10 protein-coding genes are annotated in these 13,197 nt (G+C 39.1%); 4 read left to right on the top strand and 6 right to left on the bottom strand.

The features are described from left to right. Nucleotides 1-10 precede the first annotated feature (10 nt). On the top strand, nt 11-1,294 hold the full coding sequence (locus tag FR932_RS08905) for a non-ribosomal peptide synthetase family protein (protein WP_019441875.1): 1,284 nt from the start codon (nt 11-13) through the stop codon (nt 1,292-1,294). A 188-nt stretch (nt 1,295-1,482) separates the two neighbouring features. On the opposite strand, the gene FR932_RS08900 is transcribed toward FR932_RS08905, so the two are convergent. The 5 genes from FR932_RS08900 to ubiG all read right to left on the bottom strand — a co-directional run bounded on the left by FR932_RS08900 (nt 1,483) and on the right by ubiG (nt 7,631). Continuing rightward, nucleotides 1,483-2,325: an MbnB/TglH/ChrH family RiPP precursor modification enzyme gene (locus tag FR932_RS08900; RefSeq protein WP_019441876.1), complete on the bottom strand. Its 843-nt coding sequence runs from the start codon at nt 2,323-2,325 to the stop codon at nt 1,483-1,485. 279 nt (nt 2,326-2,604) lie between these two features. Next, entirely contained in the window at nt 2,605-2,880 is a 276-nt protein-coding gene (gene yfaE / locus FR932_RS08895) for a class I ribonucleotide reductase maintenance protein YfaE (protein ID WP_019441877.1), read from the bottom strand. Continuing rightward, nucleotides 2,880-4,010, bottom strand: coding sequence for a class Ia ribonucleoside-diphosphate reductase subunit beta (gene nrdB / locus FR932_RS08890; RefSeq protein WP_019441878.1), 1,131 nt, complete (start codon nt 4,008-4,010; stop codon nt 2,880-2,882). Before nrdB ends, yfaE begins: the two co-directional genes overlap by 1 nt. Nucleotides 4,011-4,102: 92 nt before the next feature. Continuing rightward, nucleotides 4,103-6,376: a class 1a ribonucleoside-diphosphate reductase subunit alpha gene (gene nrdA / locus FR932_RS08885; protein WP_019441879.1), complete on the bottom strand. Its 2,274-nt coding sequence runs from the start codon at nt 6,374-6,376 to the stop codon at nt 4,103-4,105. Between the two features lie 556 nt (nt 6,377-6,932). Beyond that, complete coding sequence (gene ubiG / locus FR932_RS08880; RefSeq protein ID WP_019441880.1) at nt 6,933-7,631, bottom strand: bifunctional 2-polyprenyl-6-hydroxyphenol methylase/3-demethylubiquinol 3-O-methyltransferase UbiG; 699 nt, start codon at nt 7,629-7,631, stop codon at nt 6,933-6,935. 261 nt (nt 7,632-7,892) lie between these two features. On the opposite strand from ubiG, the gene gyrA reads away from it, so the two are divergent. After that, nucleotides 7,893-10,604 carry a DNA topoisomerase (ATP-hydrolyzing) subunit A gene (gene gyrA / locus FR932_RS08875; RefSeq protein ID WP_019441881.1) on the top strand — a complete coding sequence of 904 codons (2,712 nt, stop codon included), beginning with the start codon at nt 7,893-7,895 and terminating at the stop codon, nt 10,602-10,604. Nucleotides 10,605-10,680: 76 nt separating this feature from the next. On the opposite strand, the gene FR932_RS08870 is transcribed toward gyrA, so the two are convergent. After that, on the bottom strand, nt 10,681-11,649 hold the full coding sequence (locus FR932_RS08870) for an integron integrase (protein ID WP_019441882.1): 969 nt from the start codon (nt 11,647-11,649) through the stop codon (nt 10,681-10,683). 355 nt (nt 11,650-12,004) lie between these two features. Here FR932_RS08870 and FR932_RS08865 point away from each other — a divergent pair, with 355 nt between their 5' ends. Further along, nucleotides 12,005-12,538, top strand: coding sequence for a hypothetical protein (locus tag FR932_RS08865; RefSeq protein WP_019441883.1), 534 nt, complete (start codon nt 12,005-12,007; stop codon nt 12,536-12,538). 111 nt (nt 12,539-12,649) lie between these two features. After that, nucleotides 12,650-13,075, top strand: a complete 426-nt coding sequence (locus FR932_RS08860) for a GNAT family N-acetyltransferase (protein ID WP_019628904.1) — start codon at nt 12,650-12,652, stop codon at nt 13,073-13,075. The last annotated feature ends 122 nt before the right edge of the window (nt 13,076-13,197 follow it).

The following is a 13,197-nucleotide window of genomic DNA, read 5'->3' as shown; positions in this document are numbered from 1 at the left end:
AGGAGGAACGATGACGTTTAAACGTAAACTTTCACCAACAGAGCGTTTTTATATTAGCTGTGATGATTTTAATGCCGAAGAAACAGCGACCTGTGTTGTTAATCAGATGGTACTGGAAGGACAAGGCGATATTGATATAGCGGCCTGGCAAAAAGCCGTCACTCAAGCTTCTGAATCTTTACAAGGCACACGATTTAGACTGTCTGGAAAACTTGGTTTTAGTCATTGGTCTGACGCCGGAATCACGACGCAGTTGGAAGTGATCCGCGGCTTAAACTGGGATGGTATGAGTGATGAAGCTGCGCCATTCTTAAATCGCCCTTTAGATGTTAAAACCAGTACGGGATGTGAAGTATTACTGGTCATCGGTGAAGCAAGTGGTAAACACCATATTATATTTAGAACACATCATGCGGTAATGGATGGGCGTGGCACTAAAACATTTGCAGATGAAGTGCTACGTGCATTACGACAGCAGACTTTGCAAGGTGATAATAGCTTTGTGCGTGATGTTGATCTTGCTAAGTCAGTGACCTCGTTGCCGGGTGACAAAGTCAGTGATACTGTTGCGGCTCCCACAGGTGTTCCGCTTGGGCGAGACTTTGGTTCATCTTGGCTACGTCGTACTTTGCCCGGTAGTTATAAACAGGTATTGGCCAATGCAGGTATCAGTGTTGCCAAGTTAGCTAATATTTATTCAGATTCGCCTGTGCGTATTCAATTACCAGTCGATTTACGTATGCATGATACTGACATTGTCTCGACGGGTAATTTGACTGGTGGATTATTAATGCAAGTATCCCCGATGACTACAACAGCTGATTGGGCTAAACAAATTAGGCTTAAAATAGCAGACCTAGAACATGCGAGAATGCCACAGTTTGCCGGTATCCCGACACTTAATGTCTTAAATTGGGTGCCGCTAAATTGGTTGAAAAAGTTCAATGATAAACTGGCATTAAAGCGTCAAGAAACAGGGCAGTACCGTACTTCTGGGATTATTTCTAATCTCGGTTTTCTTAAGGTTGATGAGTATAGCGCTGCAGGCTTTAATTGCACGAGTGTATTTTTTATTCCACCGTATTTTAATACCACTGCACTTTTTTTAGTTTTAGCAGGTAATAAAGATTCTGTTGAAGTTATTTTACGTATCCCACATCAACTCAGTAGTAATGGCCGCGCGGAACATGCCTTGTCGCAAATATGCCATGGTATTTGTTATGGCCATGAAGAGCATGTGGCGCAGGTCGCGAGTATAAAAAATCAAGCACAGCCAATTAAGCAGGCGAGTTAATAGCGGATAAAGTGATCCTTATTGGTATGTCTCAAGGTAGTCAAGATGCAAGAATGTTAACACAGTTGTCTGTGAGTGATGGGGAGTTAGTGACGAGTAGCATGCATGGTTCTAGTGTTTTACTATTTTAGTTTTCTATGGCCATCGATGTGCGCCATAGGAAGCTGAAATAGGTTCTTACTAGCGTACTAGCAGGCGTTTTTAAAACGTTGTGATTTAACGATCATTTTTTGAGCCGTATATGCTTCACGTAAAAGCTCGCTAAGCCTTGGTATATTGGTGTCCCACTCAATTAAGGTTGGGATAGTGTTACAATGCTGCAAATAATATTCAAACAGTTGCCATACTTCAGGTGTTACTTTCTGGCCATGTTCTTGGTCAAATGTGATTCGATTATTTTGTAACAATTTATTACTACCTGAAAGGTGGATCTCACTGACTATGTGATTTGGCATTGACGCTAAGTAATCGTAAGGGTTGAATTCGAGCTGGTGGCTGCTGATATGTACATTATTGATATCAAGTAATATCGTGCAATTAGTCGCGGCTTGTAGTTCAGTCAGAAAAGCAGCTTCAGTTAATGTATTATTTTTGTGTTTGCTATAACAAGCAGGGTTTTCAATCGCAATCGACTGGCCTAAAATGTGTTGCACTTGAGCAACACGCGCTATCACATGTTTTAAGTTTTCTTCAGTGTAGGATATCGGTGACATATCACTGTAATGTTGACCCGCAATAGAACTCCACCCCAAATGTTCAGACACTGAGAATGGTTTATATCTGTCGATAAGTTTTTTAATATTATGCACATGCAAGGGATCAAGTAATTCGTGAGAAGAAAGCGCTAAGCCCACACCGTGTAAACTGATTGGATAGCGTTCACTGGCTTTATCTAAATAATAAGTCGCCTCAGAGTTAATCTCGAAGTGATTTTCACTGTGCACTTCGAGCCAGCCAATATCGACGTGTTTATTGGTGAGTTGCTCATAATGTGCTGGACGCATTCCGATACCAACTAAATCATCTAACATAAAGCTGTCCTATTTTAAGATGTAATACTTATAGGTTTAAGGTGTACTGCTTAATAGGTTCTGAGAGTTATTGTGTGCTATTGAAAGGAGTATGGGTAAGGTTTTATGGTTTTGCAAAGTAAATCACACTCAATCTTGTAAGTTATTGAAATATGATTAATAAGAGGTGTTTAAATCAAGGTTTGATCACGATATAAAAAAGCCTCAACGTGGTTGTTCACGTTAAGGCTTGATGCTTTATAGGTGTTAATACGAGTTAATTTACAACTACTAAGTATATTATGCTGTCACTGTCGTAGTTGCTATAACTGCAAGTGTAATATCACCATTAGCTTTGCAGCAGCAAGGTAATATAGAGCCGGGTGCTACAGCAGCTAATGGTTCACTCGTATAAGTAACTGATCCTGATGTAAGCGTTGTTCTGCAAGCACCACAATAGCCTTGGCGACACTGGTATTCAATTTCATGACCAGTACGCTCAAGCGTATCAAGTAGCGAGCTATCTTGTGGTAAAACCTGATAGCTCCCAGAATCTGTTCTTAGAGTCTTTGACATTATAGAACGAATGTACCGATATCATCTTGGTTGATTTCAGCGTTAATCTGGCCCACTAAGTATGAACTGATTTCTGACTCTTGTGGTGCAACTTGCACGTTATCAGATACTAACCAAGCGTTGATCCATGGTAGTGGATTGCTTTTTACTTCAAACGCGGTTGGTAAACCAACTGCCGCCATACGTGTATTAGTAATGTACTCAACATAATCACAAAGAATGTCTTTATTTAAACCAATCATTGAGCCATCTTGGAATAAATACTCTGCCCATTCTTTTTCTTGTTGTGCGGCATCAATAAAGATTTGCTGTGTTTCTTGGAAACACTCCATTGAGATTTCTTGCATCTCTGGATCATCTTTACCGTCAGCCATCAAGTTTAGAATGTGCTGTGTACTGGTTAAGTGTAATGCTTCATCACGTGCAATAAGTTTGATGATTTTAGCATTACCTTCCATTAATTCACGTTCAGCGAAAGCGAAAGAACAAGCAAAACTAACATAGAAACGTACGGCTTCAAGTACGTTTACCGATACCATAGCAAGGTATAATTTCTTTTTTACGTCACGTTTTTTAATTACGATTGTTTCGCCATTAATGACGTGCGTACCTTCACCAAATTGATGTAATTGCTGAGTTGCATTGATTAAGTCATCGTAGTAACCCGCAATATCTTTAGCGCGTTTCAGGATTTCTTCATTCGCAACAATATCATCGAACACTTCTGCAGGATCATTTACGATATTACGAATGATGTGCGTGTATGAGCGAGAGTGAATCGTTTCACTGAATGACCATGTTTCAATCCATGTTTCTACTTCTGGTAATGAAACCAGTGGTAAAAAGGCAACGTTAGGAGAGCGACCTTGAATACTGTCTAATAATGTTTGGTATTTTAGATTACTGATGAAAATGTGTTTTTCGTGATCAGATAATTGTTGATAATCAATGCGGTCTTTACTTACATCTACTTCTTCAGGTCGCCAAAAAAATGATAACTGACGTTCAATCAGTTTTTCAAAAATTTCATGTTTTTGTTGATCATAACGAGCCACGTTAACGGGTTGGCCGAAAAACATTGGTTCTTTTAATTGATCATTCTTAGTTTGGCTAAAAGTAGTGTAGCTCATTGGTCATCTCTGTTTAATACATAAAATTTGGCAGCCTAATTAAGCTGCCAAATGAAAAAAGGGGGGGGATACGGTTAATGTAATGCGATCATTTAGATCTTACATGCGCCGCCTTCACAACCTTCGTCTTCTTTAACTACATCAACGTCTGATGCGCCATCGCGTGTGTTATGGTAGTAAAGCGTTTTTAAGCCGTACTTATACGCGAGCATCAAGTCCGTTAACAACGTTGTCATCGGCACTTTTTGGCCTGGAAAGCGTTGTGGATCGTAGTTAGTATTTGATGAAATCGCTTGGTCAACAAACTTCTGCATCAAACCAACAAGTTGTAAATAACCCGTGTTATTTGGAATATTCCAAAGTAGTTCGTAGTTATCACGTAGATTTTCGTAATCAGGCACAACTTGTTTCAAGATACCGTCTTTACTTGCTTTAATACTGATTAAACCACGTGGAGGCTCAATACCGTTTGTCGCATTTGAAATCTGACTTGATGTTTCTGATGGCATCAATGCTGTTAGCGTTGAGTTACGTAAGCCGTGTTCTTTAATTTCGCTACGTAGTGTTTCCCAATCTAGGTGCAATTCTTCATCACAAATTTCATCTAACGCTGACTTATAAGTATCAATCGGTAAGATACCTTGTGAGTAAGTCGTTTCGTTAAATGCTAAACATGGACCTTGCTCTTTCGACAAGTTCATAGATGCTTTCAATAGATAGAATTGAATCGCTTCAAATGTTCTGTGCGTTAAGTTGTTTGCACTACCGTCTGAGTATTTAACACCGTTTTTAGCAAGATAGTATGCATAGTTAATTACACCTATACCTAATGAACGACGTGCCATTGTTGATTTTTCAGCCGCTGGCATTGGGTAGTCTTGGTAATCAAGTAAGCTATCAAGTGCACGTACTGCTAAGTCAGCAAGGTTTTCTAATTCGCTTAAGTCTTTAATTGCCCCAAGGTTGAATGCAGAAAGTGTACAAAGTGCGATCTCGCCTTCTTCATCACCTGGGTGTTGCATTGGTTTTGTTGGTAGCGCAATTTCAAGACATAAGTTACTTTGTCTTACAGGTGCTACAGCCGGGTCGAATGGGCTGTGTGTATTACAGTGATCTACGTGTTGGATGTAGATACGACCTGTACTTGCACGTTCTTGCATCACTAAGCCAAATAGCTCGCTTGCTTTAATCGTCTGCTTACGAATCGATGGGTCTTGCTCGTAAAGCGTATATAGACGTTCAAATTCATCCTGATCTTGGAAGAATGCATCGTATAAACCATCAACATCAGATGGGCTAAATAAGCTAATGTCTTTATTATCGATTAAACGTTGGTACATTAAACGGTTAATTTGTACGCCGTAGTCTAAATGACGTACACGGTTTTCTTCAACACCACGGTTATTTTTAAGTACTAATAGTGACTCAACTTCTAAATGCCATAGCGGATAGAACAATGTTGCAGCACCACCTCGAACGCCACCTTGAGAGCACGATTTAACGGCTGTCTGGAAGTGTTTGTAGAATGGAATACAACCGGTGTGGAATGCTTCACCACCGCGGATAGAGCTACCTAGTGCACGAATACGACCTGCATTGATACCGATACCAGCACGTTGTGATACATATTTAACAATAGAGTTAGATACAGCATTGATTGAGTCAAGGCTATCGTCGCACTCAATCAATACACATGAACTGAATTGACGAGTAGGGGTTCGTACGCCAGCCATAATAGGTGTTGGTAGTGAGATCTTAAAGCTTGATGTTGCTTCGTAGAAACGGCGGATGTAGTCCATACGTTCTGATTTATCGTAAGTAGCAAATAAGCTTGCTGCCACTAAGATATATAGAAATTGTGGGCTTTCAAAGATTTCACCAGAAATACGGTTTTGTAGTAGGTATTTACCTTCTAACTGTTTAATCGCACCGTAAGAGAAGTTCATGTCACGCCAGTGATCAACAAACATCTCCATCTCTTTAAATTCTTCAGCTGTGTAATCTGCAAGTAGATGTGCATCGTAACGCTGAGCATCAACATTGAGTTTTACGTGGTCATAAAGCGCAGGTGGTTCAAATTTACCATAGGCTTTTTTACGTAAATGGAACACGGCTAAACGGGCAGCAAGATATTGGTAATCTGGCGCCTCTTCACTAATTAAATCAGCCGCAGCCTTGATCATGGTTTCATGTATATCTTCAGTACGAATACCATCATAAAACTGAATATGAGATTTCAATTCAACCAATGAGACAGATACATTATCTAACCCTTTAGCTGCCCATTTGATCACACGATGGATCTTTTCAAGATCGATCGTTTCTTGTTTACCGCTGCGTTTTGTAACTAGTAAATTCTTATTCATTTAGCTGACTAACCTTAAAACAATGTTAAGAATGTTGCCACTAACACTAGTATTGATATTCTTGTTAATACACAAGATGTAGTGTTACCGTTTATTTATGCATACAAGATAGAGGCATAAATGCTTTTTGGCAAGTAGCAGTAAACTGAATAACATGTGGATAATTTAGTGAGTTAGTAGCGACTTACATTCTGGCCTCAGTGATCAATTACGGTTAGCAAAAATCAACAGTTAAAGTGAAAAAAAAAAGAAAAAAAAGAGTTGCCACGCTTGTGTGATGATCCTCAAATAATTTGATTATATTTACAGCTAATCCGTTTATAAAACTACCATGCAAGTAATATATAGGAAATCTTATAGGTGGTCGTTATTCCTAACAATTACGTCATTTTATATGCAAGTCGTTTCATATTACCTACAAAGTGGTTGAAGGTTACTGGCGTGTAAATGGAGAGAATCGCTGGATTTGTAGTATTTATGGGGCGTGTGGATTAGTACATTATTTAGTTAAGTATTCACCCAACAGCAGGGCGCTGTTAGGTGAATAAATATGATGCTAATCGATAAGCTGTGTGTGCAGCATATAGTTAACGTCGACATTCTCACCAAGTTTAAACTGGTCTACGACTGGAATATAATGCAGGCCAGTCATGTGGTGACAGTATAAGCCTGATTGGTCAACCCAGTGTAGTAGTTCAGAAGGGCGGATAAACTTCTTATGGTCATGTGTACCGTTAGGCATCATTTTCATAATTTTTTCAGCACCGACAATCATAAATAAATATGATTTTAAATTACGGTTAATAGTAGAGAAAAATACATGACCACCTGGTTTAACTAGGCGCATGCAGGCATTAATGACCGAACCTGGATCTGGCACATGCTCTAGCATTTCCATACAAGTGATGACATCAAAGCTGTTTGGCTGTTCTTCGGCAAGTTCTTCGATTAACACTTGACGGTATTCAACATCTGTACCGGTTTCAAGTGCGTGCAATTTAGCTACATTGAGTGGTTCTTTACCCATATCAACGCCTAATGCTTGTGCACCTCGGCGTGCCATACTTTCCGTTAAGATACCGCCACCACAGCCAACATCAAGTACTCTTTTGCCAAATAGGCCACCACTGCGCTCATCAATGTAGTCTAAGCGTAATGGATTTATTTGATGTAATGGCTTGAAGTCACCTGCTGGATCCCACCAACGACTGGCCATGGCTTCAAATTTAGCGATTTCCTGTTTATCTACATTCATACAAAATCTTCTTGATACGTTAATAAGGTGAAAAAGAATAGGGCGAAAAATAAAAATATGGATACAGTATATAACGAGAAAATGATTTCAGAAGTATTATTTATGAGTCGGCTAATAAATAATTTGCGAGGCAGCTAATAAAAATCCATCCAACCGAGTTAATTTTCTTATATATTGTATTTGCTGGTAAATATTATGCTAGAATGAATCTCTAAAAAATATAAATAAAAAGTAATTTAAAACTTAGGGGTAAAGGCTTATATGAGTAATTTAGCCACAGAAATCACACCTATCAATATTGAAGAAGAATTAAAAAATTCTTATTTAGATTACGCAATGAGCGTAATCGTAGGTCGTGCTCTTCCTGATGTTCGTGATGGTTTAAAGCCAGTTCACCGCCGCGTTTTATTCGCGATGAACGAATTGAAGAATGACTGGAACAAACCATACAAAAAATCAGCACGTGTTGTTGGTGATGTAATTGGTAAATATCACCCACACGGTGATACAGCTGTTTATGACACTATTGTACGTATGGCGCAGCCTTTCTCTTTGCGCTACATGTTGGTTGATGGTCAAGGTAACTTCGGTTCTGTTGATGGCGATTCTGCAGCGGCAATGCGTTATACCGAAATCAGAATGTCAAAAATTGCGCATGAATTACTTGCAGATTTAGACAAGGAAACGGTTGATTACGTAGCCAACTATGATGGCACGGAATTCATTCCGGAAGTTATGCCAACGCGTATCCCTAACCTATTGGTTAATGGTGCGTCTGGTATTGCCGTAGGTATGGCAACAAATATCCCTCCTCACAGTTTGAGTGAGGTGATTAATGGTTGTTTAGCATTGATTCAAAATCCAGACTTAAGTCTTGAAGAATTAATGGAATACATTCCAGGCCCAGATTTCCCAACACACGGTATCATTAATGGTAAAGCAGGCATCGAGCAAGCTTACCGTACTGGTCGTGGTAAAATTCATATCCGCGCTCGCGCAGAGATTGAAACTAATGATCGTGGTCGTGAAACAATTGTTGTTCACGAACTGCCGTACCAAGTAAACAAAGCACGTTTGATTGAGCGTATTGCTGAGTTTGTAAAAGATAAGAAAATTGAAGGCATCAGTGCTTTACGTGACGAATCTGATAAAGATGGTATGCGTATGGTTGTTGAAGTTAAACGTGATGCTGTTGGTGAAGTTGTACTAAACAACCTGTATGCGCAAACGCAAATGCAAGTGGTATTTGGTATCAACATGGTTGCACTTATCGACAACCAGCCAAAAATCTTTACGTTAAAAGAAATGCTAGATGCGTTCTTACGTCACCGTCGTGAAGTTGTTACACGTCGTACCGTATTTGAACTGCGTAAAGCCCGTGAACGTGCTCATATCCTTGAGTCGTTAGCGATTGCATTAGCAAATATTGATGAAATCATTGCCTTAATTAAGCAATCGCCTACATCTGCAGAAGCAAAGCAAGCCTTAATCAGCCGCGGCTGGCAGTTAGGTGATGTCGCTGCAATGTTAGAGCGTGCTGGTGATGATGCTGCACGTCCTGAATGGTTAGAAGCTGAGTATGGTATTCGTGAAGGTTCGTATTTCTTAACTGAAATTCAAGCTCAAGCGATCCTAGACTTACGTTTACATAAACTAACAGGTCTAGAGCACGAGAAGATTCTTAACGAATATAAAGAGCTACTCGACGCTATTGCAGAATTACTATATATCTTGAATACGCCAACGCGTTTACTCGAAGTGATCACTGAAGAGCTACAAGCTTCAAAAGATGCATTCGGTGACGAACGTCGTACAGAGATTTCAGCAAGCAGTGCAGATATTAACTTAGAAGACTTAATTGAACGTGAAGATGTTGTAGTAACACTATCTCATGAAGGTTATGTTAAGTATCAACCACTTACTGATTACGAAGCGCAGCGTCGTGGTGGTAAAGGTAAGTCAGCAACGAAGATGAAAGAAGAAGATTTCATCGAACGTCTGCTAGTTGCTAATACACATGATCATATTTTGTGCTTCTCAAGCCGTGGTCGCTTGTACTGGATGAAGGTATATCAATTACCGCTAGCTAGTCGTCAAGCCCGTGGTAAACCAATTGTTAACTTACTACCACTGGAAGAAGGTGAGCGTATTACTGCGATCCTACCTGTGTCTGAATTTGAAGATAATAAGTTTGTCTTCATGGCAACGGCGAACGGTACAGTGAAGAAAACAGCATTAAGTGCATACAGCAAGCCTCGTGCTGGCGGTATCATCGCTGTTAACCTAAATGAAGGGAATGAACTAATTGGTGTTGATATCACTGATGGTACTAACGACATTATGTTGTTCTCGGATGAAGGTAAAGTAGTACGTTTCTGCGAGTTTGAAGAAACACCAGTACTTGACGAAGAAGGTAACCCGGTTCTAGATGAAGACGGTAAACCTGAAATTAAGTTTAAAGGTGTACGTCCAATGGGTCGTACTGCGACTGGTGTTCGTGGTATTAAATTAGAAGGCGAACAAAAAGTTGTTTCTCTAATCGTACCGAAGAACGATGGTGCTATCTTAACGGCAACTGAAAACGGTTACGGTAAACGAACTGAACTTGCAGAATACCCAGCGAAGAGTCGCGGTACTAAGGGTGTTGTGTCAATTAAAGTGAGTGAACGTAACGGTAAAGTTGTTGGCGCAACGCAGGTACTTGACGGTGATGAGATTATGCTTATTACTAATGGCGGCACGTTAGTTAGAACACGTGCTTCTGAAGTATCTACTGTTGGTCGTAACACGCAAGGTGTTCGTCTAATCCGTACTGGTGAAGATGAGCTCGTTGTTGGTTTACAACGTATCGATGAAGTTGAAGTAGACGAGAACGCAGTTGTTGTTGATGCAGAAAATGCAGAAGCACCAACAGAAGTTCCAGCTGCAACAACGGATGCTACTGACAGCGCAGAAGAAACTACTGAAGAGTAATTAAGGGAAGTGCAGTGATGTACTAAACGAAATTAACTTCATAAGGCCTGTTACTCCCAGAGTAACAGGCCTTTTTTTATAGAAATTTTAATGTATCTATAGGACTTGGTGTTCCTGCGCGTTTACTGCCAATCACATGGGTATACAGTTCTGTGGTCTTTATATCAGAATGGCCTAATAACTCTTGAACCGTCCTAATATCACTGCCTGATCGCAGTAATTGTGTAGCGAACGAATGACGAAAGGTATGCGCTGTCACGCGTTTGGTTATTTTGCTGGCGATGACCGCACTACGGAGTTGTTTAGAATAAGCTGTGTCGTGTATGTGATGACGACATATATAACCATCATATGGATGCTTACATCTTGTTGTTGATGGGAATAGATATTGCCACGTAAATGTATGTAATGATGATTTATATTTTCTATGCAGTGCAGGGGGGAGTGAGGTACTACCAAACCCTTCATTGAGATCCCTCTCATGTATTAGTCTTGCACTTTCGATCTGTTGTTTAAGCATTGGAATAAGCGATTCGGGTAATAATGTATATCGGTCTTTCCTGCCTTTGCCGTTGAAGATAAATATGGATCGGTTTATCAAGTCAATATCTTTGATCCGTAGAGATAATACTTCACTTAATCGAAAACCACCGCCGTATAATAATGCGGTTATCAGGTGATACTTTCCTGTCATGCATTTTAATACCTCAAATACTTCAGGTGGTGATAATACGGTAGGTAAACGCTTCGGCTGCTTAGCAAAATCATACTTTAAGTTTTTAATCTCTTGTTTAATCACATGCCGATACATAAAAATAATGGAGCATAACGCGAGATTCTGTGTTGAAGCACTTACTTTACGCTCAGCAGCTATGTAATTAAGAAAGCGTTCAATTTCTGCGTTACTCATCTTATTAGGGTGGCGTTTGTCGTTGTAAAGAATGAATTGTTTGATCCAATATAAGTATGTTTTTTCTGTTTTAATACTGTAATGTTTTGTTCTTATTTCAACACGGACACTTTCTAAAAAAGCTGACTTCGGCATTATGTTTAAACCCTATTAACTGTGATTACATACAGGTATAGTTTGAATTTAGTGAAATGCCGAAAAATTATTAGTTTAACATGCCGATAAATCATGATTTTTAATCGTTACTAATATTCAAGGTTATGATTTTAAAGGGTAAAGTTAAAATTAATTCTATTTATATGGGTCCGTATAAATAGAATTCTGGTTTGTATCCATATTTTAATTTAACTTGGGTTCATTATTTGTCATTATCTATTTGTAATTTATAGTAAATTTGTTACTGTTTATAAATATTAAATTGAAACGGAATTCATGTTATACAGAATTCCGTATAGTTAACTGTTAGCTAGCAAAGGAATTCGTCAGGCTCATGAGTAAATGGATATTTGCTTTAATTCAATTTTTTCCTTTATCTACGTTTGCTACTTTTGCGTTCTGGAATGGAGCGCCATCTAACGAACGCTATCTTGAGGCTTTTCAGTTGGGTGCTTTGCTAGGTTTAATTCAATTAGCAATTTTATTACCTCAACAAAAACCACTTAATCGCTTAGTTTTAGCTGGCAATATTTACCTAATTCTCGGTGGTTTAGCCGCTTTCTTTCAGCAATTCTGGTATTTGAAAATTTACGACTCATTACGCGAATCGGCTATTATTTTATTAATGGTTATTATTGGCAGCTTAACCACTTTTAGCTCCGCTTCTGGTTTTATTGCCGTCAAAGGTAGCGCTCGTAAATTCTCTGTGTATTTACTTTTTGCATCAATAGCAATGTTACCGTTTGCAATTATCTTCGAGGGTAATCGTATATATGCAGCTGTTTTACCAATTGTATTTTTAGCAATTCTACAGCGTTATTTATCGCACATTGCAAAACAAACCGTTGTGGTTCAAAATGCTAGCTAACAAGAAAATAAACAAGGACTTAAAACAGTTGGCTTCCTTCGCTTCGCTCGGTATTATAGCCAACAATTTTAAGCCTGTTATTTAGGCGTTATGCTTGTCAAGGAGTTTGCATTGGTTTCAGGTTATAAAATTAGCTCAGATTTAAAAGATATGGATTTAGCTGTAATTCATAGGTTTATATCTAATTCTTATTGGGCTAAAGGTATTCCATTAAAGACAATGGAAAAAGCTATAAATAATTCTTTATGTTTTGGTGTTTTTACTGAGTGCGGTAAGCAAGTAGCTTTTGCTCGTATGGTTACTGATTCAGCAACATTTGCATACTTAGCTGATGTTTTCGTATCAAAAGAACATAGAGGTAAAGGTTTAAGTAAGTTACTCATGCAGGTCATTGTTGCGCATCCTGATTTACAAGGCATTCGACGTATGGCACTTGCGACAAGTGATGCACATAGCCTTTACGAACAATTTGGTTTTAAAGCTTTAAGCTCTCCAGAGTCTTTTATGGAATTACATCAACCAGATGTGTATAAATAAGCATAACAAGAAAATCAACAAGGACTAAAAACAGCGGGCTGTTCGCTCCGCTCCATTTTAGCCCACCATTTTTAGCCTGTTATTTAGGCGTTATACGAACTCTGAGAATGCAGTTTTTTGGT

The sequence above is a fragment of the Moritella marina ATCC 15381 genome (assembly GCF_008931805.1).
GTDB classification, from domain to species: Bacteria; Pseudomonadota; Gammaproteobacteria; order Enterobacterales; family Moritellaceae; genus Moritella; species Moritella marina.
This window is presented reverse-complemented; position numbering and strand designations above follow the sequence as displayed.

Coding starts and splice junctions, on each gene's coding strand:
- ubiG (WP_019441880.1), bottom strand. CDS start 7,631: ATGAATGTAGATAAACAGGAAATCGCTAAATTTGAAGCCATGGCCAGT.
- FR932_RS08905 (WP_019441875.1), top strand. CDS start 11: ATGACGTTTAAACGTAAACTTTCACCAACAGAGCGTTTTTATATTAGC.
- gyrA (WP_019441881.1), top strand. CDS start 7,893: ATGAGTAATTTAGCCACAGAAATCACACCTATCAATATTGAAGAAGAA.
- FR932_RS08870 (WP_019441882.1), bottom strand. CDS start 11,649: ATGCCGAAGTCAGCTTTTTTAGAAAGTGTCCGTGTTGAAATAAGAACA.
- FR932_RS08865 (WP_019441883.1), top strand. CDS start 12,005: ATGAGTAAATGGATATTTGCTTTAATTCAATTTTTTCCTTTATCTACG.
- nrdA (WP_019441879.1), bottom strand. CDS start 6,376: ATGAATAAGAATTTACTAGTTACAAAACGCAGCGGTAAACAAGAAACG.
- nrdB (WP_019441878.1), bottom strand. CDS start 4,010: ATGAGCTACACTACTTTTAGCCAAACTAAGAATGATCAATTAAAAGAA.
- FR932_RS08900 (WP_019441876.1), bottom strand. CDS start 2,325: ATGTTAGATGATTTAGTTGGTATCGGAATGCGTCCAGCACATTATGAG.
- yfaE (WP_019441877.1), bottom strand. CDS start 2,880: ATGTCAAAGACTCTAAGAACAGATTCTGGGAGCTATCAGGTTTTACCA.